Source organism: Streptomyces sp. NPDC050674 (assembly GCF_040654575.1).
Lineage (GTDB): Bacteria > Actinomycetota > Actinomycetes > Streptomycetales > Streptomycetaceae > Streptomyces.
Map to the genome: position 1 here is coordinate 132,029 of NZ_JBFAIG010000020.1, position 23,499 is coordinate 155,527.

At 70.8% G+C, this 23,499-nt stretch carries 21 protein-coding genes; 16 read left to right on the forward strand and 5 right to left on the reverse strand.

The genetic code is table 11. From position 1 onward, the window contains the following. The first annotated feature begins 5 nt into the window (after positions 1-5). The 3 genes from AB0I06_RS28840 (at position 6) to AB0I06_RS28850 (ending at position 2,923) form a co-directional block, all read left to right on the forward strand. Positions 6-1,238, forward strand: coding sequence for a HAMP domain-containing sensor histidine kinase (locus AB0I06_RS28840; RefSeq protein ID WP_363121755.1), 1,233 nt, complete (start codon positions 6-8; stop codon positions 1,236-1,238). A gap of 406 nt (positions 1,239-1,644) precedes the next feature. Further along, positions 1,645-1,941, forward strand: coding sequence for a DUF4193 domain-containing protein (locus AB0I06_RS28845; protein ID WP_003993510.1), 297 nt, complete (start codon positions 1,645-1,647; stop codon positions 1,939-1,941). Positions 1,942-1,954: 13 nt separating this feature from the next. Continuing rightward, entirely contained in the window at positions 1,955-2,923 is a 969-nt protein-coding gene (locus tag AB0I06_RS28850; protein ID WP_363121756.1) for a hypothetical protein, read from the forward strand. Between the two features lie 183 nt (positions 2,924-3,106). Here the strand turns inward: AB0I06_RS28850 and AB0I06_RS28855 are convergent, their stop codons facing one another. After that, on the reverse strand, positions 3,107-3,565 hold the full coding sequence (locus tag AB0I06_RS28855) for a DUF3093 domain-containing protein (RefSeq protein ID WP_363121757.1): 459 nt from the start codon (positions 3,563-3,565) through the stop codon (positions 3,107-3,109). 58 nt (positions 3,566-3,623) lie between these two features. On the opposite strand from AB0I06_RS28855, the gene AB0I06_RS28860 reads away from it, so the two are divergent. The 8 genes from AB0I06_RS28860 (at position 3,624) to AB0I06_RS28895 (ending at position 11,379) form a co-directional block, all read left to right on the forward strand. Continuing rightward, positions 3,624-4,208 carry a PaaI family thioesterase gene (locus AB0I06_RS28860; RefSeq protein ID WP_363121758.1) on the forward strand — a complete coding sequence of 195 codons (585 nt, stop codon included), beginning with the start codon at positions 3,624-3,626 and terminating at the stop codon, positions 4,206-4,208. Further along, positions 4,205-4,756: a dUTP diphosphatase gene (dut, locus tag AB0I06_RS28865; protein ID WP_363121759.1), complete on the forward strand. Its 552-nt coding sequence runs from the start codon at positions 4,205-4,207 to the stop codon at positions 4,754-4,756. Before AB0I06_RS28860 ends, dut begins: the two co-directional genes overlap by 4 nt. Position 4,757: 1 nt before the next feature. Further along, positions 4,758-5,510, forward strand: a complete 753-nt coding sequence (locus AB0I06_RS28870) for a DUF3710 domain-containing protein (RefSeq protein WP_363121760.1) — start codon at positions 4,758-4,760, stop codon at positions 5,508-5,510. A gap of 158 nt (positions 5,511-5,668) precedes the next feature. Next, entirely contained in the window at positions 5,669-6,853 is a 1,185-nt protein-coding gene (locus AB0I06_RS28875) for an alginate lyase family protein (RefSeq protein WP_363121761.1), read from the forward strand. A gap of 133 nt (positions 6,854-6,986) precedes the next feature. Further along, on the forward strand, positions 6,987-9,530 hold the full coding sequence (locus AB0I06_RS28880; RefSeq protein ID WP_363121762.1) for an ATP-binding protein: 2,544 nt from the start codon (positions 6,987-6,989) through the stop codon (positions 9,528-9,530). Continuing rightward, the gene (locus AB0I06_RS28885; protein WP_363121763.1) at positions 9,527-10,249 is read left to right on the forward strand and encodes a response regulator; all 723 of its coding nucleotides are present in this window, start codon (positions 9,527-9,529) and stop codon (positions 10,247-10,249) included. Before AB0I06_RS28880 ends, AB0I06_RS28885 begins: the two co-directional genes overlap by 4 nt. Next, positions 10,246-10,644 carry an OB-fold nucleic acid binding domain-containing protein gene (locus AB0I06_RS28890; protein ID WP_363121764.1) on the forward strand — a complete coding sequence of 133 codons (399 nt, stop codon included), beginning with the start codon at positions 10,246-10,248 and terminating at the stop codon, positions 10,642-10,644. Before AB0I06_RS28885 ends, AB0I06_RS28890 begins: the two co-directional genes overlap by 4 nt. Positions 10,645-10,647: 3 nt before the next feature. Further along, positions 10,648-11,379, forward strand: coding sequence for a DUF3159 domain-containing protein (locus AB0I06_RS28895; protein ID WP_363121765.1), 732 nt, complete (start codon positions 10,648-10,650; stop codon positions 11,377-11,379). Positions 11,380-11,460: 81 nt separating this feature from the next. Here AB0I06_RS28895 and AB0I06_RS28900 read toward each other — a convergent pair whose 3' ends face one another. After that, complete coding sequence (locus AB0I06_RS28900) at positions 11,461-12,135, reverse strand: TrkA family potassium uptake protein (protein WP_142158687.1); 675 nt, start codon at positions 12,133-12,135, stop codon at positions 11,461-11,463. Further along, entirely contained in the window at positions 12,135-12,806 is a 672-nt protein-coding gene (locus tag AB0I06_RS28905; RefSeq protein ID WP_363121766.1) for a TrkA family potassium uptake protein, read from the reverse strand. Before AB0I06_RS28905 ends, AB0I06_RS28900 begins: the two co-directional genes overlap by 1 nt. A 248-nt stretch (positions 12,807-13,054) precedes the next feature. Between AB0I06_RS28905 and AB0I06_RS28910 the strand changes: the two genes are divergently transcribed. The 4 genes from AB0I06_RS28910 (at position 13,055) to AB0I06_RS28925 (ending at position 19,885) form a co-directional block, all read left to right on the forward strand. After that, positions 13,055-13,984 carry an adenosine kinase gene (locus AB0I06_RS28910; RefSeq protein ID WP_363121767.1) on the forward strand — a complete coding sequence of 310 codons (930 nt, stop codon included), beginning with the start codon at positions 13,055-13,057 and terminating at the stop codon, positions 13,982-13,984. A gap of 265 nt (positions 13,985-14,249) precedes the next feature. Beyond that, the gene (locus tag AB0I06_RS28915) at positions 14,250-16,301 is read left to right on the forward strand and encodes an APC family permease (RefSeq protein ID WP_363121768.1); all 2,052 of its coding nucleotides are present in this window, start codon (positions 14,250-14,252) and stop codon (positions 16,299-16,301) included. Between the two features lie 120 nt (positions 16,302-16,421). Continuing rightward, entirely contained in the window at positions 16,422-17,750 is a 1,329-nt protein-coding gene (locus tag AB0I06_RS28920) for a class I SAM-dependent RNA methyltransferase (RefSeq protein WP_363121769.1), read from the forward strand. A gap of 548 nt (positions 17,751-18,298) precedes the next feature. Then, a complete protein-coding gene (locus AB0I06_RS28925; protein ID WP_363121770.1) occupies positions 18,299-19,885 on the forward strand; it encodes a hypothetical protein in 1,587 nt (528 codons plus the stop codon). 87 nt (positions 19,886-19,972) lie between these two features. On the opposite strand, the gene AB0I06_RS28930 is transcribed toward AB0I06_RS28925, so the two are convergent. Continuing rightward, positions 19,973-20,641, reverse strand: a complete 669-nt coding sequence (locus AB0I06_RS28930; RefSeq protein ID WP_363121771.1) for a nucleotidyl transferase AbiEii/AbiGii toxin family protein — start codon at positions 20,639-20,641, stop codon at positions 19,973-19,975. A 5-nt stretch (positions 20,642-20,646) separates the two neighbouring features. Beyond that, on the reverse strand, positions 20,647-21,039 hold the full coding sequence (locus AB0I06_RS28935) for a hypothetical protein (RefSeq protein WP_363121772.1): 393 nt from the start codon (positions 21,037-21,039) through the stop codon (positions 20,647-20,649). A gap of 1,727 nt (positions 21,040-22,766) precedes the next feature. On the opposite strand from AB0I06_RS28935, the gene AB0I06_RS28940 reads away from it, so the two are divergent. Further along, the coding region (locus AB0I06_RS28940) for a GDSL-type esterase/lipase family protein (RefSeq protein ID WP_363121773.1) at positions 22,767-23,499 on the forward strand (733 nt) is incomplete at its 3' end.

Sequence of the window (23,499 nt, forward strand, 5' to 3'; positions counted from 1 at the left end):
CCCCCGTGGCAACGACTCCCGCGCCCCCGCAGGCGCCCCCCAAGCCCACCTGGGACCCCAGGCGGCCCGTGCCGCCCTTCCCCTGGCTGCGCCCGACGATCCGCATAAGGCTCACGCTGCTCTACGGCGGCATGTTCCTGATCGCGGGCATCCTGCTGCTGTCGATCATCTACCTGCTGGCCGCGCAGGCGCTCAACGTGGGCAGCGACCTGCCCTTCAAGATCGTCGAGGGCAAGGTCACCAGCGACATCTGCAACCTGCCCGACCAGGCCTCGCCCAACGAGTTCAACAGCGCCATGAACGCGTGCGTCAACGAGCAGCGCCGGCACGCCCTGGACAGCCTGCTCAGCCGCTCGCTGCTGGCCCTGCTCGGCCTGGCGGTCATCGCCTTCGCCTTCGGCTACGCCATGGCCGGGCGCGTGCTCTCCCCGCTGGGCCGGATCACCCGTACCGCCCGCGCGGTGGCGGGCTCCGACCTGTCCCGCCGGATCGAGCTGGACGGCCCGGACGACGAGCTGAAGGAGCTGGCGGACACCTTCGACGACATGCTGGAGCGGCTCCAGCGGGCCTTCACGGCCCAGCAGCGCTTCGTCGGCAACGCCTCCCACGAGCTGAGAACGCCGCTGGCGATCAACCGCACCCTCCTCGAAGTGCACCTGTCCGACCCGCAGGCGCCCGTGGAGCTCCAGCAGCTCGGCAAGACGCTGCTGGCCACCAACGAGCGCAGTGAGCAGCTCGTCGAGGGCCTGCTGCTGCTCGCCCGCAGCGACAACCAGATCGTCGAGCGCGGGCCGGTGGACCTCGCCGAGGTCGCCGAGCAGGCCATCGACCAGGTGCACGGGGAGGCCGAGAGCAAGGGCGTGCGCATCCGGGGCGAGCAGAAGCCCGCGGTCGTCCAGGGCAACGGTGTGCTGCTGGAGCGGATCGCGCTCAACCTGCTGCAGAATGCGGTGCGCTACAACGTCCCCGAGGACGGCTGGGTCGAGGTCACCACCGAGGTCCAGCACGGCCAGGCGGTCCTGGTCGTGGCCAACACGGGTCCGGTCGTGCCGGCGTACGAGATCGACAACCTCTTCGAGCCGTTCCGGCGGCTGCGCACCGAGCGGACGGGCAGCGACAAGGGCGTCGGCCTCGGGCTGTCCATCGTCCGGTCCGTGGCCCGGGCGCACGGCGGGCACATCTACGCTCAGCCGCGCGAGGGAGGAGGGCTCGTGATGCGAGTCACGCTCCCCATCTGAGATCATGTCGCCGATCAACTCGGCGGCACACGGGGATGTTCGCTTTGCGCGGAATTTTTTGGACCTCGCCGTACGGGCCCCGTGTGTGATCGATCACAGGGGCACCTTTCCGGTCATTTACGTTCCGTGATCATGCACGCTGTCGGAAAGCCGGGAAAATCCCGGTTTTCGGGGGTCTTGATCACGGGAAGTACACGGTGAGACGCCTTTGTAGTGCGGCATTCGGACCGTGTACGGTCCCCATCGCCATCCAAGCCGATCACTCATGAGGAGTCCGGTTGGGTGTCGATTGAGTAACAGACCTTGATGTGAGGCAAAATCTCCGCCTCAGGTCGGGCACAAGTCCGGCCTCTCACGCGTTACGTGCGCTGGAGACACCGCAGACACCCAGAGGGGGAGAGCGACCATGGCAACCGATTACGACACTCCACGCAAGACCGACGACGACGTCGACTCGGACAGTCTCGAAGAGCTGAAGGCTCGGAGGAACGACAAGTCGGCCTCCGCCGTGGACGTCGACGAGTTCGAGGCCGCAGAGGGCCTCGAGCTGCCCGGAGCCGACCTCTCGAACGAGGAACTGGCAGTCCGGGTGCTCCCGAAGCAGCAGGACGAGTTCACCTGCATGAGCTGCTTCCTGGTGCACCACCGCAGCCAGCTGGCCCGGGAGAAGAACGGTCAGCCGATCTGCCGCGACTGCGACTGAGGGCGGGTCGGCCGTGACTGGCTCGACCCCTCCCTGGAAGCGCCGCTTCTCCAAGCGGAGGGCGGACGAAGGGCCGACGGACGGCCCGCGGTACGGCACGCGTGACGACGAGCGGGGCTCAACCGGTACGGGGCCGGCCTCGCTCGAACCGGCGGCGGACCGGGGTGACCTCCCGGCGGCCGTGGAGGTCCCCGCACCCGTCGCGAGACGGCGGGCGGGGGCGATCCGGGAGCGGGCCAGGGAAGGCGCCCGCAAGGGCGGCGACCGGGCCCGGGCCGGGCTCGCCCACCTCGCCGACCGCATCATCGACCTGGCCCCGCGCGTCCCCGTGCGGGACCTGGCGACGCTGCGCAGACAGTTCCCGGGCCTCGGTCCCGAGGAGCTCGCGGACAAGCTCGTGGCGGGCGCCGCGAAGGCGACGGCCACGGTCGGCGCGGGCATCGGCGCGGCCGCCATGCTCCCCGTGCCCCCGGCGATGCCGACCGAGCTGGCCGCCGAGGTCACCGGCGTCGCGGCGATCGAGCTCAAGATGATCGCCGAACTGCACGAGGTCTACGGCGTGCGGCCGCCCGGCAACCTCAAGCAGCGCAGCACCGCGTACCTCGACTCCTGGTCGGGGGAGCGCGGCATCGACGCGTCCAAGCCGGCGACGTTCAGCACGGCCCTGAACAGCCGCATGAAACGCGAACTGCGCCAGCGGATCATGAAGCGGATGGTCCGCAACATGCCCAACCTGATGCCGTTCCTGGTGGGTGCCGCCGTCGGGGCGGTCATGAACCGCGGCGAGACGAGAAAGCTCGCCGAGCGGATCCGCCGTGACCTGCGCAAGATCCAGGTGCCCTGGGAGGCCCTGGAGGCCCTCCCCGCCCTGGAACGTCCGGCGGACGCCCTGGAGATGGGCAAGATCACCCACGACCCCGTGGGCCACCACGACGACCGCCCGGGCGACGGCGGTGACGGCGGGCACGGCGACGGGCGCTGAGACCGTGAGCACAACGACGCCGATGCCGCGGGCACGGCGACGGGCACTGAGGCCGTAGGCACGAACGGCGACGGGCACTGAGGCCGTAGGCACGAACGACGACGGGCACTGAGGCCGTAGGCACGACGGCGGGCGCTGAGGCCGGCCGCGGGCGGTGGCCGGGTGAGGTTCCGCGCAGGTGTGCTAGGCCGCCTTCGCCGTCCTCAGCGCCTCCGCCAGGCGCTCCGGCTCGCGCGTGGACAGGTACAGGTACGGCGTCGGGTCCTGCGGGTCCGTGACCTCCACGCGCAGGGCCGTGGGGATGTAAGCGCGCAGCAGCAGGAAGGCGCGCGGATCGGCCTTGTAGGTGCGCCAGGCGCGGGCCTCCTCCGCGTCCAGCACCTGCGCCTCGCCCAGGGCCGCCACCGGGATCTTCGCCTCGCCCGCGATCAGGGAGTCGCCCACCACGCGGATGCGGACCGAGCCGTACGAGCTGGCGGCGACGGCCGCGACCGCGGTGCCCCCGGCCAGGCCGCCGAGCATCGGCAGCGTGCCGAACGGAAGCAGGACCAGGGCCATGGAGACGCCCACGAGGAACGAGATCAGCCACCAGGTCCGCGGGGCGGTGAGGCGTTCTTCGTAGGGGGCGGCGGAGAGCTGCATGAGGCCAAGCTTGACACGGTGTCCGGAAGGAGCCGACGCGCGGGTAAGGTCTCCGGCTGTGAGTGGTACTTCCCCAGCTCTTCGGCCTCCGATCGACGCCGTGCGACCGGTGCGGCATCCGGACGCGCCCGCGCCCGGTGAGCTCCTCGGCGCGCACTACGGCGCGTGCTTCGGCTGCGGCGGCGACCAGCCGCACGGGCTCCACCTGGAGGCCCGGGCCGGCGAGGGCGTGTCGCTGACCGCCGAGTTCACCGTCCAGCCCGCCCACCAGGGCGCTCCCGGCCTCGCCCACGGAGGCGTGCTCGCGTCCGCCCTGGACGAGACCCTCGGCTCACTGAACTGGCTGCTGCGCACGATCGCGGTGACCGGGCGGCTGGAGACCGACTTCGTACAGCCCGTGCCCGTCGGCACCACGCTGTACCTGGAGGCGGAGGTGACGGCGGTCGCCGGGCGGAAGATCTACTCCACCGCGACCGGACGTGTCGGCGGCCCGGACGGGCCCGTCGCCGTGCGCGCGGACGCGCTCTTCATCGAGGTGAAGGTCGACCACTTCGTCGACCACGGCCGCCGGGAGGAGATCCAGGCGGCCATGAGCGACCCGGACCAGGTCCGGCGGGCCCGGGCCTTCGAGGTGAACCCGTGAGCCGGCCGCCGCTGGACGTGCTCATCCGGCGCGTGGACCCGGACGTACCCCTTCCGTCGTATGCGCGGCCCGGGGACGCGGGCGCCGATCTGCGCACCACCGAGGCGTGCGAACTGGCGCCCGGGGAGCGGGCCGTGCTGCCCACGGGGGTGTCTGTGGCGTTGCCGGAGGGGTACGCGGCCTTCGTGCACCCGCGATCCGGTCTGGCCGCTCGCTGCGGCGTCGCCCTGGTGAATGCCCCGGGGACGGTTGATGCCGGGTACCGTGGGGAGATCAAGGTGATCGTGGTGAATCTCGACCCGCGCGAGGCCGTGCGGTTCGAGCGCTTCGACCGGATTGCCCAACTGGTGGTCCAGCAGGTCGAGCGAGTCCGCTTCCGCGAGGTGGCGGAACTCCCCGGCTCCGCGCGGGCCGAAGGGGGCTTCGGGTCCACCGGAGGCCATGCCGCGGTGGACGGGACGAGCGGCACAAGCGGTCAGGCCGCCCTGGGCGGTCAGGCGGGTGGGAATCGATACGCTTCGGTCGTATCCGACCGGGAAGGACAGTGACGTGTTCGGACGTCGCAAGAAGAGGGATGCCGCCGAGGACGCGGCCGGCGAGGCCGAGCAGGTCGTCGACGGTGTCGACACCGATGCGGACGAAGAGCGCGAGCGCCTGAGGCTCGAGCCGGCGCCGCGCCCCGACGGGCCCTGGGACAGCTCCGAGGTCCGTGACCCGAGCGAAGGCCGGGTCGACCTGGGCGGTCTGTTCGTGCCGGGCGTCGACGGCATGGAGCTCAGGGTCGAGGTCGCGGGCGACGCGATCGTCGCGGCGACGGTCGTGCTGCACGACAGCGCCATCCAGTTGCAGGGCTTCGCCGCTCCCAAGCGCGAGGGCATCTGGGGCGAGGTGCGCGAGGAGATCGGCGCCGGCATCACCCAGCAGGGCGGCATCGTCGACGAGGTCGAGGGGCCGCTGGGCTGGGAGCTGCGCGCCCAGGTGCCCGTGCAGCTGCCGGACGGCACCGGCGGCTTCCAGGTCGTGCGGTTCGTCGGCGTGGACGGCCCCCGCTGGTTCCTGCGCGGGGTCATCTCCGGGCAGGGCGCGGTGCAGCCGCAGGCCGCCGGACTGCTGGAGCAGATCTTCCGGGACACGGTCGTGGTGCGCGGCGAGGGCCCGATGGCGCCCCGCGACCCGATCGTCCTCAAGCTGCCGAACGACGCCCAGATGGTCCCCGAGGGCGTTCAGCAGGAGGAGGGCTCCCGTTTCGCGGGTGGAATGGGTCAGCTCCAGCGCGGACCGGAGATCACCGAGGTCCGCTGACCCCGCAGAGACACCAGGGCCGCACCCCACCGGGGTGCGGCCCTTTCTCGTGCGCGGAACCTTGACGGCGCATTGGTCTGTACCTACCGTCTCCGTCCAACGCGTCTGTTCATAAAGGCGCTTCACGTTCATATACGAGAACGGAAGGCCCCCCACGTATGCGCAGAACCGCACTTCTCGCCGCCTCGGCCGCCCTCGTCGCCGGTGCTCTCGCCTGGCCCGCCGGTGCCGCTCCCCGGGCCCCCGGCGCCCCCGCCACCTTCGTCCACCCAGGAGTCACCGTCTCCCAGGGGCAGTTGGACTTCGCCCGGTCCAAGGTCACCGCCGGTGCCCAGCCCTGGAAGGGGGCCTTCGACCGGATGACGGCGAGCAAGTACGCCGACCTGAACCGCACGCCCAAGCCCCGGGCGGTCGTCGAGTGCGGCTCGTACTCCAACCCCGACCACGGCTGCACGGACGAGCGCGAGGACGCCATCGCCGCGTACACCCAGGCCGTCGCCTGGTACATCACCCGCGACGAACGGCACGCCCGCAAGGCGATCGAGCTGATGGACGCCTGGTCCGCCGTGATCCGTGACCACACCGGCAGCAACGCGCCCCTGCAAACCGGCTGGGCCGGTTCCTCCTGGCCCCGGGCCGCCGAGATCATCAAGCACACCTACACCGGCACCTGGGCGAACTCCGGCCGCTTCGCCACCATGCTCCGCACCGTCCACCTCCCCGAGATCATCAACGGCTCGAACTCCAACGGCAACTGGGAGCTGTCGATGATGGAGGCCGCCGTCGGCATCTCCGTCTTCCTGGAGGACAAGGCCTCCTACGACAAGGCCATGGCGAAGTTCCGCACCCGGACGGCCGCCTACGTCTACCTGGAGTCCGACGGAGCGCTGCCGAAGACCGTGCCCAGCCAGAACCTCGACACCCGCGACAAGATCGTGAGGTACTGGCAGGGGCAGTCGACCTTCGTCGACGGGCTCAGCCAGGAGACCTGCCGCGACTTCACCCACACCGGCTACGGCCTCTCCGCGATCTCGCACATCGCCGAGACCAGCCGCATCCAGGGCCAGGACCTCTACGGCACCGACGTGGGGGAGCGGCTGCGGCACGGGCTCGGCTTCCACGCCAAGTACGAGCTGGGCGCCACCGTGCCCGGCTGGCTGTGCGGCGGCTCGCTCAAGCCCGGCCTCGGGCCGATCACCGAGGTCGGCCACAACGCCCTGGCCAACCGTCTCGGGCACGCCATGACCAACACCGTGGCGCTGACCCTGCGCGGCCGCCCCGCCGGGAGCAACAACCTCTTCGTCGCCTGGGAGACCCTCACCCACGGCGACAACCCGGCCTGAGCCGCCTCGCCCGGCCGGGCGCGTCAGGGTTTCGTCAAGGACGGGCCCGCTCACGCGCCCGGCACCGGCATGCCGCCCCGGCCGGCCGTAAGGTCGACGCTGCGCGGACAGCAGACCGGAAGACGATGAGGCCATGGCACGCGGCAGGCTACGAATCCACCTCGGGGCGGCACCGGGCGTCGGCAAGACCTGCGCGATGCTGTCCGAGGCGCACCGCCGCATCGAGCGGGGCACGGACTGCGTGGCCGCCTTCGTCGAGCACCACGGCCGGCCCCGCACCGAAGCGCTGCTGCACGGTCTCGAACAGGTGCCGCGCCGGGAGCCGGAGCACCTCGGCGCCGTCCGGTCCGAGATGGACCTCGACGCCGTGCTCGCCCGCCGCCCCCAGGTCGCCCTGGTGGACGACCTGGCCCACACCAACGCCCCCGGCTCCCGCAACGCCAAGCGCTGGCAGGACGTGGAGGAACTGCTCACGGCCGGCATCGACGTCGTCTCGACCGTCGACATCGGGCACCTGGAGTCCCTCGGCGACGTCGTCGAGTCGATCACCGGCGTACGGCAGCCGGAGACCGTGCCGGACGAAGTGGTGCGGCGGGCCGACCAGATCGAGCTGGTCGACATGGAGCCCGAAGCGCTGCGGCGGCGCATCGCGCACGGCGACGTCCACCGGCCCGACGAGGTCGACGCCGCCCTGTCGCACCACTTCCGGCCCGACACCCTCACCGCGCTGCGTGAGCTGGCGCTGCTGTGGGTGGCCGACCGCGCGGGAGCCCACCTCACCCGGGATCGCGGCGCGCACCGGACGCCGCGGACCCGTAGCGCACGCGAGCGGATCGTGGTCGGCCTGACGGGCGGTCCCGAGGGCCGCACGCTCCTGCGCCGCGCCGCCCGGCTGGCCGGGAAGGGCGCCGGCGGCCAGGTGCTCGCCGTGCACATAGCGCGCAGCGGCGGGCCGGCCTGCGCCCCGCCCGGGGAACTCGCCCACCTGCGCACCCTGGCCGAGGACCTCGGCGGCACCTTCCACCACGTGGTCGGCGACGACATACCGGCCGCGCTGCTCTCCTTCGCTCGCGGGGTCGACGCCACCCAGATCGTGCTCGGCTCCCCGCGCCGCAGGACCTGGCGGCACGTTGTCGCCCCCGGCGTCGGCGCCACTGTCACGCGGGCGTCCGGACCCGGCCTGGACGTGCACCTCGTCACCCACGGCGAGGTCGCCGAGGGCCGCGGCCTGCCGGTGGCCCGGGGCGCGCGCCTCGGCCGCTCCCGGCGGGTGTGGGGGTGGATCGCCGCCACCGCCGGCCCGCCCGCCCTCACGGCGCTGCTGAGTACCGTCGACCTCGGTCTCGCCAACGACATCCTGCTGTTCCTGGCGCTGACGGTGGCGGCGGCCCTGCTCGGCGGGCTGCTGCCCGCGCTGGCCTCGGCGGCGGTCGGGTCGCTGCTGCTGAACTACTTCTCCTCACCGCCCCTGCACCGGTGGACCATCGCCGACCCGAGGAACGCCGTCGCCCTCGTGATCTTCGTGGCGGTCGGCGCGGCGGTGGCCTCCGTCGTCGACCTCGCCGCCCGCCGCACCCACCAGGCGGCCCGGCTGCGGGCCGAGTCGGAGATCCTGTCGTTCCTCGCGGGCACCGTGCTGCGCGGCGAGACCGGTCTGGAGGAACTGCTGGAGAGGGTCCGGGAGACCTTCGGCATGGAGTCGGCCGCCCTGCTGGAGCGGGCGGGCGACGGCGCGCCGTGGACCTGCGCGGGCCGGGCCGGCCAGGGGCCTCCCGTCGAGCGGCCCGGCCAGGCGGACGTGGACGTGCCGGTCGGGGACCACCTGGCCCTCGCGCTGACCGGCCGCGTCCTGCCCGCCGAGGACCGCCGGGTGCTGGCCGCCTTCGCCGCCCAGGCCGCCGTCGTCCTGGACCGCCGCCGGCTCAGGGAGGAGGCCGACCGGGCCCGCGCGCTCGCCGAGGGCAACCGCATCCGCACGGCCCTGCTCGCCGCCGTCAGCCACGACCTGCGCACGCCCCTGGCCGGGATCAAGGCGGCGGTGTCCTCCCTGCGCTCCGAGGACGTGGAGTGGTCCGAGGAGGACCGCGCCGAGCTGCTGGAAGGCATCGAGGAGGGCTCCGACCGCCTCGACCACCTCGTCGGCAACCTCCTGGACATGTCCCGCCTCCAGACCGGCACCGTCACCCCGCTGATCCGCGAGATCGACCTCGACGAGGTGGTGCCCATGGCGCTCGGCGGCGTCCCCGACGGCAGCGCCGCCCTGGACGTGCCCGAGACCCTGCCCATGGTCGCCGTCGACCCCGGGCTGCTGGAGCGGGCGATGGCCAACCTCGTCGAGAACGCCGTGAAGCACGGTCCGCCCGGCGTCCCCGTGCTGGTCGCCGCCAGCGCCCTCGCCGACCGGGTCGAGGTACGGGTCGTCGACCGGGGCCCGGGTGTCCCGGACGAGGCGAAGGACCGTATCTTCGAGCCGTTCCAGCGCTACGGCGACGCCCCGCGCGGCGCGGGCGTGGGCCTGGGGCTCGCGGTGGCGCGCGGCTTCGCCGAGGCCATGGGCGGCACCCTGCACGCCGAGGACACCCCAGGCGGCGGGATCACCATGGTCCTCACGCTGCGCGCGGCGGGAGCGCGCCCGGAGCCCCACCCCACGGCGGAAGCGGAAAGGCAGGCCTCATGACCCGCGTCCTGGTGGTCGACGACGAGCCGCAGATCGTGCGCGCCCTCGTGATCAACCTCAAGGCACGCTCCTACGAGGTCGACACGGCGCACGACGGCGCCACCGCCCTGCGGCTGGCCGCCGACCGTCACCCCGACGTGGTCGTCCTCGACCTCGGGCTGCCCGACCTGGACGGCGTCGAGGTGATCCGGCGCCTGCGCGGCCGGACGCGGACGCCGGTCCTGGTGCTGTCCGCGCGGCACTCCTCCGACGAGAAGGTCCAGGCGCTCGACGCGGGCGCCGACGACTACGTGACCAAGCCGTTCGGCATGGACGAGCTGCTGGCCCGGCTGCGGGCCGCCGTGCGCCGCGCCGAGCCCGCCGGAGACGGGGACGTGATCGTCGACACCGGCGGGTTCACCGTCGACCTGGGCGCGAAGAAGGTCACCCGCGCGGGCAAGGACGTACGGCTGACGCCCACCGAGTGGCATCTGCTGGAGGTCCTCGTGCGCAACAGCGGCCGCCTGGTCGGGCAGAAGCAGCTGTTGCAGGAGGTGTGGGGGCCGGCGTACGGGACGGAGACGAACTATCTGCGCGTGTACATGGCCCAGTTGCGGCGCAAGCTGGAGGCGGACCCCTCGCACCCGAAGCACTTCATCACCGAGCCGGGCAGGGGCTACCGCTTCCAGAAACAGGCTCTTCGCCCTTCGTCCCCGAGCCCCGGTACGCTTCAGACATGAGTGCTGTTCCTCGTTCCGAGAAGCCGGCGGGCCGGTTCCGGCGCATGCTCGACCGACTCTCCTCGTCGCAGGAGGACCTGGAGTCCGAGGAGCTGCGCGAGGACACCGAAACGGCCGGCTGTACCCGGATCGGAGACTGTCAGGACCGCCAGATCGTGACGGTTACTGGTACCTTGCGCACGGTCACCCTTCGGCCGCGCGCCGGAGTCCCGGCCCTGGAGGCCGAGCTGTTCGACGGCTCCGCCGCGCTGGACGTGGTGTGGCTCGGCAGGCGCTCCATCGTGGGGATAGAGCCGGGGCGCAAGCTGATCGCGTCGGGCCGGGTCTCGATGAGCCGGGGCCGCCGGGTGCTGTTCAATCCCAAGTACGAACTGAGACCCCTCGGACGGGAGTAGCCGGTGACGTCGCTCGACAAGCCGACCGAAGAGACATCTGCGGACGACGCCCGGGCGGTGACCGAGGCCGCCCTGTTCGAGGCGTTCGGCGGCGTGCGGGGCATGGTGGAGACGGTGCTTCCCGGTCTCCTCTTCGTCACCATCTACACGATCAACAAGGACCTGCACCTGTCGGCGATCGCGGCGCTGGCCGTGTCGCTGGTGCTGGTCGTGGTCAGGCTGGTGACGAAGGACACCGTCAAGCACGCCTTCAGCGGCGTCTTCGGCGTGGCCTTCGGTGTCGTCTTCGCGATGATGACCGGCAACGCCAAGGACTTCTACCTGCCCGGCATGCTCTACACGCTGGGTCTCGGTCTCGCCTACATCATCACCACCCTGTGCGGGGTGCCGCTGATCGGCCTCATCCTCGGCCCGGTCTTCAAGGAGAACCTCTCCTGGCGCACCCGCAACCCCGGCCGCAAGAAGGCCTACGCCAAGGCCAGCTACGCCTGGGGCGCGATCCTGCTCGCCAAGTGCGCCGTCCTCTTCCCGCTGTACTGGTGGGCCGACACCACCCAGCTGGGCTGGGTCCTGGTCGCCCTGAAGATCCCGCCGTTCCTGCTCGCCGTGTACCTGACGTGGGTGTTCCTGGCGAAGGCGCCCGCGCCGATCGACGTGTTCGCGGAGATGGAGGCGGAGGAGAGGGCAGCCGAGGAGCGGGAGCGGCAGGCCGCCGCCCGGTCCGCCGAGCAGTGACCGTCCGAAGCTGACGAAGGGGCGTCCCGAGCACTCGGGACGCCCCTTCCGTCTGTTTTCCCGTGTCCTGCGGGGACGCGCTCAGCTCGCCGCGTTCCGCCGTACCGACAGCAGGTCCTCCAGCTGCTCCTCACGGGCCTGCGCGGCCACGAAGAGGAGTTCGTCGCCGGCCTCCAGGGAGTCCTCCCGGGAGGGTGTCAGCACACGGTTGCCGCGGATGATCGTCACCAGGGACGTGTCCTGCGGCCACTCGACGTCGCCGACCTGCGTGCCGGCCAGGGCCGACTCCTCGGGCAGGGTCAGCTCGACCAGGTTGGCGTCGCCGTGGCTGAAGCGGAGCAGACGGACCAGGTCGCCGACGCTCACCGCCTCCTCGACCAGGGCCGACATCAGCCGCGGGGTGGAGACGGCGACGTCCACGCCCCAGGACTCGTTGAACAGCCACTCGTTCTTGGGGTTGTTCACCCGGGCGACGACGCGCGGGACGCCGTACTCCGTCTTGGCGAGGAGCGAGACGACCAGGTTCACCTTGTCGTCGCCGGTCGCGGCGATCACGACGTTGCAGCGCTGGAGCGCCGCCTCGTCCAGGGACGTGATCTCGCAGGCGTCGGCGAGCAGCCACTCGGCCTGCGGGACGCGTTCGACCGAGATGGCGGTCGGCGCCTTGTCGATCAGCAGGACCTCGTGGCCGTTCTCCAGCAGTTCGCCCGCGATCGAGCGGCCGACGGCGCCGGCTCCGGCAATGGCGACCCTCATCAGTGACCGCCCTCCTCTTCGGGACCCTTGGCGAACGCCGCCTCGACCTTGTCGACCTCGTCGGCGCGCATCATCACGTGGACCAGATCGCCCTCTTGCAGCACCGTCTGCGAGGTGGGCAGGACCGCCTCACCGAGCCGGGTCAGGAACGCCACGCGCACGCCGGTCTCCTCCTGGATCCGGCTGATCTTGTGACCGACCCAGGCGGTGGAGGTGTGCACCTCGGCGAGCTGGACACCGCCGGTGGGGTCGCGCCACAGGGGCTCGGCGCCGGAGGGCAGCAGCCGGCGCAGCATCTGGTCGGCCGTCCAGCGGACGGTCGCCACGGTCGGGATGCCCAGGCGCTGGTAGACCTCGGCGCGGCGGGGGTCGTAGATGCGGGCGGCGACGTTCTCGATGCCGAACATCTCGCGGGCCACGCGGGCGGCGATGATGTTGGAGTTGTCACCGCTGGAGACGGCGGCGAAGGCACCGGCCTCCTCGATGCCCGCCTCGCGCAGGGTGTCCTGGTCGAAGCCGACGCCCGTGACGCGGCGTCCGCCGAACCCCGAGCCCAGCCGGCGGAAGGCGGTGGGATCCTGGTCGACCACGGCGACCGTGTGCCCCTGTTGCTCCAGGTTCTGGGCCAGTGCGGAACCCACCCTTCCGCAACCCATGATCACGATGTGCATGGCCTCACACCACGCTCCCCGCAGACCGGCCGGCCTGCGTCAGTGTTCTGCTCATGTCTCTCTCTCGGGTCGCCGGGCAGCACTTCGCGGCCTTCTGTGCGGACCGCCAGGCACCATCATGCCGGTGGAACCACGCCATGATGCCCTCCGGGGGCGGTGCCGCGTTCGACCGCCGGCTCCAACGTATCCGCAAAGCCGACAGGGGCGCCGAGGGTCCCGCCGGACCCCGGCCGGGGGAGGAACCCGCCATGCACCACGAGATCGACGTCCTCGTGCTGGGCGGCGCGGGCGTGGACACCGTCGTCCACATGCCCGAGCTGCCCGTGCCGTTCGCCGACAGCCACATGATCCGGCCCGGGATCGTGACACGGGCGGGCCAGAGCGGCGACTTCGTCGCCCTCGGCACGAGCGCGCTGGGCCTGCGCACCCACCATCTCGACCTGCTCGGCGACGACCCCGAGGGCGACCTCGTCCGCGCGCTGCACCGGGAGCACGGCATCGGGCTCACCGCCGTCCCGCAGCCCCTCGGCACCAAACGCGCGGTCAACCTCGTCGGCCCCGACGGCAGACGGTGCTCCCTCTACGACGCCACCCGGGCCGCCGACACGGACCGCCTGCCCGAGTCCACCGTGCGCGCGCTCGCGGCCGTCAGCCGGCACGCCCACGTCGTCATCACCCAGCCGTGCGCCCAGGCGCTCCCCGTGCTGCGCGAGGCGGGCCCGACGATCTCCACCGACCTGCACGACTGGGACGGCTCCAACCCCTACCACGAGCCCTTCGCCCACCAGGCCGACCTGGTCTTCCTGTCCTGCGCGGCCCTCACCGACCCGGAGCGGACCATGCGGCGGATCACCGAGCGCGGCCGGGCCCGGATCGTCGTCGCCACCGCCGGGGCGGACGGGGCGTACCTGCTGGCCGACGGGGAGCTCACCCACGTCCCCGCCGCCGTGCCGCCGGCCCCGGTCGTCGACTCCAACGGCGCGGGGGACGCCTTCGCCGCCGGGTTCCTCCACGCCTGGCTGAACGGCGCCCCACCCCTGCACAGCGCCCGGTACGGCACGGTGGCCGGCGCCCACGCCTGCACGATCCCCTCGACCCGGACCGCCGCCATCGGGCCGGAGGAACTGCGCGCGGGCGTGGCTAGCGCGCCCCCGGTGACACGTCCTTGCGGCGGCTGATGCTGCGGACACTCGCGACGGTCAGGATTCCGAGGGCGACAAGGGTGGCCGCGGCGCCGATCAACTGGGCGGGCGTGTGCATGGGACCTCCAGGGGCGGCAACGGCCGGAAGACGGACGGGGCTTAGTCATATAGGCATGCCAAGCGGATGACCTGCGGAATCCGCAGCGGAACGGGCCCGGGAATTCACCCGGAGAGCAGACGGGGCGCCGATGGGGGGTGGCGGGTGGGCACCCCCGCAATCGAACGCCTACGATCCTCTGTTGTGTCCAAACTGACCGACGTGCCCAAACGGATCCTGATCGGGCGCGCACTGCGCAGTGACCGGCTGGGCGAAACGCTCCTGCCGAAGCGCATCGCACTCCCCGTCTTCGCCTCCGACCCGCTGTCCTCCGTGGCGTACGCGCCCGGCGAGGTGCTGCTGGTCCTGTCGATCGCGGGCGTGACGGCCTACCACTTCAGCCCGTGGATCGCCGTCGCGGTCGTCGTGCTGATGTTCACCGTGGTGGCCTCGTACCGGCAGAACGTGCACGCCTACCCCAGCGGCGGCGGCGACTACGAGGTGGCGACCACCAACCTCGGCCCCAAGGCGGGCCTGACGGTCGCGAGCGCGCTGCTCGTCGACTACGTCCTCACCGTCGCCGTGTCGATCTCCTCCGGCATCGAGAACCTCGGCTCCGCGATCCCCTTCGTGGTCGAGCACAAGGTGCTCTGCGCGATCGGCGTGATCGTGCTGCTGACCCTGATGAACCTGCGCGGAGTGAAGGAGTCGGGCTCGCTGTTCGCCATCCCGACGTACGTCTTCGTCGCGGGCGTCTTCACCATGATCGCCTGGGGCGCCTTCCGCGGACTCGTCATGGGCGACACCATGCGGGCACCGACGGCCGACTACGTCATCAAGCCCGAGCACCAGGGCCTGGCCGGCTTCGCGCTGGTCTTCCTGCTGCTGCGCGCCTTCTCCTCCGGCTGCGCCGCGCTCACCGGCGTCGAGGCGATCTCCAACGGTGTCCCGGCCTTCCGCAAGCCCAAGTCCAAGAACGCCGCGACCACCCTGGCCATGATGGGCCTGCTCGCCGTCACCATGTTCTGCGGCATCATCGCCCTGGCCGCCGCGACCGACGTCCGCATGGCGGAGAACCCGGCCAGGGACCTGTTCCACAACGGTGCGCCGCTCGGTGGGGACTACGTCCAGAACCCGGTCATCTCGCAGGTGGCCGAGGCCGTCTTCGGCAAGGGCAGCGTCCTGTTCATCATCCTGGCCGCCGCCACCGCGCTGGTGCTGTTCCTCGCCGCCAACACCGCCTACAACGGCTTCCCGCTGCTCGGCTCGATCCTCGCCCAGGACCGCTACCTGCCGCGCCAGCTGCACACCCGCGGCGACCGGCTGGCCTTCTCCAACGGCATCGTGCTCCTCGCCGGTGCCGCCGGACTGCTGGTGGGCATCTACGGCGCCGACTCCACACGCCTGATCCAGCTGTACATCGTCGGCGTGTTCGTGTCCTTCACGCTCAGCCAGACCGGCATGGTCCGGCACTGGAACCGCCACCTGGCCTCGGAGAAGGACCAGGCCAAGCGCCGCCACATGGTCCGCTCCCGCGCCATCAACGCCTTCGGCGCGTTCTTCACCGGCCTCGTCCTGGTCGTCGTGCTCCTCACCAAGTTCACCCACGGCGCCTGGGTCGCCCTGCTCGGCATGGTGATCTTCTACGCGACGATGACGGCCATCCGTAAGCACTACGACCGGGTCGCCGCCGAGATCGCCGCCCCCGAGGGCCCCAGCGACGACCTCGTCAGGCCATCCCGCGTCCACTCGGTCGTACTGATCTCCAAGATCCACCGCCCCACGCTGCGCGCCCTGGCCTACGCCAAGCTGATGCGCTCGGACACGCTGGAGGCCCTGAGCGTCAACGTCGACCCGGCGGAGACCAAGGCCCTGCGCGAGGAGTGGGAGCGGCGCGGCATCGACGTCCCGCTGAAGGTCCTGGACTCGCCCTACCGCGAGATCACGCGGCCGATCATCGAGTACGTCAAGAGCCTGCGCAAGGAGTCGCCGCGCGACGCGGTGTCCGTGATCATCCCCGAGTACGTCGTCGGTCACTGGTACGAGCACCTGCTGCACAACCAGAGCGCCCTGCGGCTGAAGGGCCGGCTGCTGTTCACGCCGGGCATCATGGTCACCTCCGTGCCGTACCAGCTGCAGTCCTCCGAGGCGGCCAAGCGGCGCGCCCGCCGGCAGCAGGACTGGAACGCGCCCGGCTCGGTGCGGCGCGGTCCCGCGCAGGTGCGGTCGAAGGAGTCCTCCGAGCACAAGTCCTGAAGATCTCCTGAGGCACGGCTCGTGTGAAACGGCCGGGCGGCAGCCACGTAGACTGGTGGGCTGTTGTCCGGCCGTTTCCGTTCGGCCCTTTCCCCTCACGTGTTTTGGAGTCACCCCGCCATGCAGGCAGAACCGAGGAAGTCGCTGGTGGGGGAGGAGTACGAGGTCGAGGTCGGCCCCGTCGCCCACGGCGGTCACTGCATCGCCCGTACGTCCGAGGGGCAGGTGCTGTTCGTCCGGCACGCCCTGCCCGGTGAGCGGGTCGTGGCCCGGGTGACCGAGGGCGAGCAGGGCGCGCGGTTCCTGCGCGCGGACGCCGTGACGGTGCTCGACGCCTCCAAGGACCGGATCGACGAGCCCTGCCCGTTCGCCGGCCCCGGCCGCTGCGGCGGCTGCGACTGGCAGCACGCCAAGCCCGGCGCGCAGCGGCGCCTGAAGGCCGACGTCATCGCCGAACAGCTCCAGCACCTGGCCGGGCTCACCCCGGAGGAAGCCGGCTGGGACGGCACGGTACTGCCCGCCGAGGGCGACAAGGTCCCCGCGGGCCAGGTCCCCGCGTGGCGCACCCGCGTCCAGTACGCCGTCACCGCCGACGGCCGGGCGGGCCTGCGCCGGCACCGCTCGCACGAGGTGGAGCCGATCGACCACTGCATGATCGCCGCGGAGGGTGTCAGCGAGCTGGGCATCGAGAAGCGGGTCTGGACGGGCATGGACTCCGTCGAGGCGATCGCGGCGACGGGCTCCCAGGACCGCCAGGTGATCCTCACCCCGAAGCCCGGCGCGCGCCTGCCGCTGGTCGAACTCGACCGCCCCGTCTCCGTCCTGCGCGTGGACGAGCGCTCCGGCGGCGTCCACCGCGTCCACGGCCGCCCCTTCGTCCGCGAGCGCGCCGACGGCCGCACACACCGGGTCGGGGGCGGTGGCTTCTGGCAGGTCCACCCGAAGGCGGCGGACACGCTGGTCACGGCCGTGATGCAGGGCCTGCTCCCGCGCAAGGGCGACATGGCCCTCGACCTGTACTGCGGGGTCGGCCTCTTCGCCGGCGCCCTCGCGGACCGCGTCGGCGACCAGGGAGCGGTCCTCGGCATCGAGTCGGGCAAGCGGGCGGTGGAGGACGCGCGGCACAACCTCGCGGACTTCGAGCGGGTGCGGATCGAGCAGGGCAAGGTCGAGAGCGTGCTGCCGCGCACGGGCATCTCGGAGGTCGACCTGATCGTGCTGGACCCGCCCCGGGCGGGGGCGGGCCGCAAGACGGTCCAGCACCTGGCCTCGCTTGGGGCACGGCGGATCGCGTACGTGGCGTGTGATCCGGCCGCGTTGGCGCGGGACTTGGGGTACTTCCGGGACGGGGGGTACCGGGTGCGGACGCTGCGGGCGTTCGATCTGTTTCCCATGACGCATCATGTGGAGTGCGTGGCGATTCTGGAGCCCGCCGCAAAGGGTGCTTGACCCGCGGCGCTTTCAGGGGTTCTTGCTAGGAATCTTGACGCTCGGCTGACTCGCTTCGGGGCTCTGGCCGTTATTGGGCCATCGCGGGGTGATCTCGATGTCTCGCACCACATCGGGCAGCTCAGTTCTCGAAGTTTCGAGAGTCGGTAACTGAGCGGGGTCCCGCACGCCACCGGGGCATACGACACAGTCGACCTGGTCGCCGCGAACTCGCGGCAAACGCCGTCCTCCGGCCGCGTCACCGGGCGAGACTTCGCCCAGTTCCTTGCCCACGACGAGAGTCCGGGCGTCGTCCGAAGCGAGGTGACCGACCGCCCCGGCCCGCCAAGACGGTCTGGGCGGAGTGCACGACGGCTCCCTGTTTCATCCGGCCCGTCGGGGCCAGCAGTTATGGCGTTCGGTTGACAGGGCGGTCGACCCCGAAGCCACGCCCAGGACATTACGGACCTGGGCGTGGCGGTATTACGGTTGCTCTCCGAGCGGTGCCCTGACCGCTTTCGAGGGGGAAACGGTCCACGCACAGGGCATCGGGGGTGAGGGGAGCCGCCGTGCAGGCGCTGTATGCCGTCAGTTTCGACATCCGGTCCGTCCAGGAGCAGCCGGGCCACGTCTACGAGAGCCTTCGCGGCCATCTCGCCGACTGGCTCGGCCACCACGGCCGTGTACCCGCACCGTCGGTGACCGAACTCGACAGAGACGGCCAGGCGGTGCTCCCCGGCAAGATTCCCGGCCATGGTGACCGCACAGTGAGTTGGGCCGTGGCGGGCGAAGAACTCACCCGCGCCCTGCGCATGACCATCCACCAGCCGCTGTCTACGGGGCCGGCCCAGTTTGTCACCCGGGTCACGGTCTCGGAGTGGGGGGAAGGCGGCGGGCTCAGGATCATCATGGGGAGGGAGATCCCCGACGGCTGGATAGCGCCGGTGCAGGATCCGCCCCTCAAGCGCCCCAACCTGCTGCGGGCGGTGCTAGGCGACGAGCAACTCGAAGTGCGGGTGCTCAGCCAGCTCGCCACGGGGCGATACGAGAGGATCCGGGAGGAGAGTCACGCTGACGTACTCCTCGATGTCCTGGCGCTGCGCACGCGACTCCCCATTCTCCTGATGCATCCCAGGGACCAGGCGGGTTGGAGCGCGGCGGCCGACGCGTCGGGACAACTCGCGGGCTTGGCCCAGGTGGTGACGCTGAACTACGTGACCGCACAGGCCGTCCGCCGCGCCCACGAGCAGGTGGCCGTACCCAGCGGTGGCGCCCGGCTGGTCTGGCCCGACCTCGGCCTGGAACACCCCGCCTACTCACGTGAGGAGGTGTCTCAGATGTTCTTCGTGGAACGGCGGCTGATGCCGTCGCTCGCCCATCTCTCTGTCATAGCCCGTGGCGGCGACACGGCATGGGACCGTGCGCGACAGGCGTCGTACCGTGCGGGAGCCCGCAGGGCGGCGAAGCAGTTGTCGCGCGCCCAGGCTGCCGGAGACACGACCGCCGAGCTCGAAGCACTGCAGAAACGTGTCCGGCAGCTCGAAGAGGACGCCACATCCTGGGAGGACATGGCACAGAGCTGCATGGTGGAACGCGACAAGGCGCGAGACGATGCCGCCACCGCTGAGGCCCTGCGTCAGGACCGGGACTATTGGAAGAACGAGTACCTGAACCTGTCGAAGAGCGGGAGTGGGCAGGCGGCCACATTCGACGCCTGGAGCGAGATCCCTGCTCTGGGAACGGACGCCGTGCCCACTTTCGAAGCTCTCGCCAAAGCGTCGGAGGGGCACATCGTGTTCACGATGAGAGCGGCGCGCGCCTGGAAGGACTCCCGCTACCCGTACCCCCAGGAGATGACCGACCGGCTGACCGCCCTCGCGCAGGCTGCGATGGACCTGTACTCCAATTCCGGCAGGATGCCAAGGTTGGCCCAGTGGTTTTACGACAACCACGGACTGAAATTCGCGCCCAACGACGAGAAACTCAGCAAGGACAAGGACAAGCGCTACTTCACGTACAACGGGAAGCGCTGGGACGGGCTGCCGCACATCAAGGTCCGGGACGCGGTCTCGCCCAACGAGGTCGGACGCATCTACTTCGCCCTCGACTCCGAGGAGAAGCGGTTCGTCGTGAACCATGTGGGACTGCACCTGTAGCCGGCTCCGGCGAGCACCTTGCCACGGTACGGCGGATTTCAGCGCGCAAGCCCCCCAGTCTCACCGCAAGCCCTCATCCGGACGTGATCAGTCGATGTGCGGATCATCGGACTCATTGATGAGGCGAGCGGCGAGGTCGTCGGCCCACTCCACGGCCCAAGCGCGAAGCGCGGTGATGGTGGCGTCATCGAGCCCGTAGGCAAGGAAGGCTTCGTCGTCGGTCCACTCGGCGCCCGTGAGGTTCGACTGCAGGTCTTCGCGCTCGAAGCGGCCGCGGGCGTGTCGGCGGCCGAACTCTTCGAGCTCGGTGTTGGTCCACCGCCGGGAGGCTGCGAACACATCGATCAAGTCGCGGGGCGCTCCGCGGTCGGCCAGGGCGCGGACTTTGGTCCCGATCACGTCCTCCTCTGCGAGGACGGGCCCGTACGGGCTTTGGGCGACCGGCTGCCAGAAGATCTCCTTCAGAATGTCGACCTCGCACTCCTGACCGGTGGCCGGGTCGGACACGGTGAAGCGGGCGGACAGCGGGGCAGTCTCCAGCGCCTGCACCTCCCAGCCGCGGGCTTCCAGGCCGGCACGGAGCGTGGCGGCGATATCGGCCATGGGCGCCGGGTTCTCGGTGGCGACATCGAGATCCTGGCTGGGACGGTTCACGAGGCGGTGCGCCCGCACGGCGTATCCACCGGTGAGAACAAGTGGATACGGGGAACCGAGCGCGATGACATCCGCCAGGAGCCGCGTGTGCAGCTCCGGCATGTCCGTCACGCGGCTGCCCGGGTGCGGGAGGCGAGCTGAGGGAAGGCGTCTTCCCATACGGCGCGCACGGTGCGGCCGACGAGAGTGCGCAGCACCGGCCACAGCTTGACGAGCAGGTCTTGGTTGAGGTATCGGGGCAGGTCATCGCGCAGGCCCTCGTGCAGGACGGTCCGATAGAGGCCCATACGCTGACGCGGCTTGCCCAGATCGTACGAGGTCATCCCGGACCAGGCCATGTGCAGCGGCAGATCCACGACACCGTGGGTGGGCCCGCGCAGCTCGTCCAGCGACTCCGGCAGGCGGCGGCGGAACTTCTCCCGGTACAGCGCGAGGTCGTCAGCATCCACGCCCGGGAGTTCTCTCGGCGCGGGTGCGCGATGCTGTGAGCTGGAGGCCATGAGCCCATTATGGCGTCCGGAGAAGCGGCGCGGGGCATGAGGAGCGAGCCGGCGGCTGGAGTGAGCGGGACGGAGCCTACGGGGGGAGCTGGTCGTGGCAGCTCAGCTGCCACCAGTAGGCGGGACGGGCCGACAGCTGTGACGCTCGTTTGACGCTCTGGGCGCCCGCACGCAGGGTGGCGAGCCGAGGAAGCGCCTCTGACCTTGCCTTTTCTGCGAAGCGCTCAGGCTGACATCTTTCCTATGACGCATCATGTGGAGTGCGTGGCGATTCTGGAGCCCGCCGCAAAGGGCATCTGACCTGTTGGTTCTTGTGAATCGGCCAGTATGGCCGGGCGTGCTCGACCTGTCTCTCGAAGTGCACGAGGTGAAGCGCGTCGTCTGCGGACGCTGTCTGACCTGGCGTTCAGAGAACGTGCCGGGATGGCGGCGCGATCTTCGCGTCTGACGGCATGAAGGGAGGCTGACCGCCTCGACGCTCAGTCGGCGCTCGTCCTGATGGACCGCTCGGCCTTCACCCTGTCGTCGTGTGGTCACTGCGGAGGGTCGCATTGGCATACTTCACCTCGCGCGGTGGGCCAAAGCTCCAGCGGATCAGCCGACGAGGAACGGCCCGCCACGCCAGGTCACCGAGAGGTCGGACGAGTTCCCCGAGGGGGTGTGCTTCCGACGCTGCGGCGCGGGCCGTGTGTGTCCCGGCCCGCGGATTGTGGAAGACGTCGGGGAGAGTGGCGGGCCACGAGGCGGGCGTGAAGTGCCGTCGATGCGCTCGGCGAAAGCCGGCTGTGAGCGTGGAACGGGCGGCGGCGTGTGCGCCGTGCGTGCAGAGACCTGGGATTACCTGAGGTAGAGCGGGAGAGTCCCTTCGAAGCGCTTCGATGTCTCCGGAGCGGCAGAAGCGCGTCATGGGATCGGCATCCGGATAGAGCGGGCGTTGACCTCGGAGGAATCTTTGAAGTGACCCTTGTGTGCTCATGGGCGTTCACTTAATCTCACACCAGCGTCGAAGCGCTTCGATTGCGTATGCCTCGACAGTGATGGGATGTCCGCTCTCAGCTCAGATGGTTCAGTCACGCCACCGCAGCCGACGGCCCACCGCCGGGTGTCCGGGTGCGCCATGAAGGGTTGACGCAATGACGCCGAACGTCGCCTCCAGGTCGCCGGCTGCGCGGCTCGCACCCACTCGGTTTGGTAAAGGCCATCGCGGGCGCCTCCTGTCCGGTGATCCACATGGTCGGCGCCATAGGCACCATCACCGCCGCCTACCGCTCCGACGACGAGGCGAAGACCTGAACGCGGATCAACGAGGGCCGGCATCAGTGGGGCTAGACCGTAGCCGCCAAGCCGGAACCTCGACCACGAGCACGGGAGTTCGGCTGGCCGGACAGGCTCCCGTCGCCGATGCGGGCAGGCGGCATCGGCGTGGTCCTCACGCCCTCACTTCCATCGCCCCGCCCTGGACGGGCCGGCTGCACGTGTTCGGAGGGCCGGATGCCGAAAGGGGCTCGTCACGCATCACACCTGGCACGGCCGGACGGCGGTCAGCCTGGCTGGTTCAGCAATCACGCCCAGAACAGAGGACATCTATGAAAAAGTCTTGGATTCTCCCCGTGATCACGCTTGTCGCAGCCGCGCTCGGGGTGACGGCGACAGGTGTGACCCCTGCCTCCGCCGCCCCCAACACGCCTTTGCGGGTCATGCCGTTGGGCGACTCGATAACCTGGGGCGTGGGAAGCAGCACGGGCAACGGCTACCGCGCGCCGTTGTGGAACCGGCTCGCGGCGGACGGACATCCGCTGGACTTCGTGGGCACGGTGCGGAACGGTTCGATGTCCGATCCGGACAATGAAGGCCACTCCGGGTATCGCATCGACCAGATCGCCGCGCTCGCCGACGCCTCGCTGACCCGCTATCGGCCCAACGTCGTGACGCTGCACATAGGGACCAACGACCTTCAGGGGGCCTCCGAGGTCGACAGCGCCATCGCCCGGCTGAGGTCGCTGGTCAACCAGATCACCGCAGACGTCCCCGACGCCACCGTTCTCGTCGCCTCCCTGGTCGTGTCCACCAGCAGCTCGGAGGAGCGGTTCCGGGGCACGTACAACCAGGCCACCCGGCGCATCGTCAGCGACGCGCAGGGCGCGGGCAAACGCGTCGCGTTCGTCGACATGAGCAGTCTGACCACGGCGGACCTGGCCGACCCCCTGCATCCCAACGACTCGGGCTACCAGAAGATGGCCGACGCCTTCCACCGTGGCGTCCAGTCCGCGGACAGCGCCGGGTGGCTGAAGAACCCCGCTCCCGCGCCCGCCCGCGTGCAGTCCGGTGTGGCCGGCAAGTGCATGGACGTCAAGGGCGCCGCCACCGCCGACGGGACCGCCGTCCAGACGTGGGCCTGTGGCGACGGTGCCAACCAGTACTGGTCCGCCTACACCGACGGCACGCTGCGCTCCCTGGGCA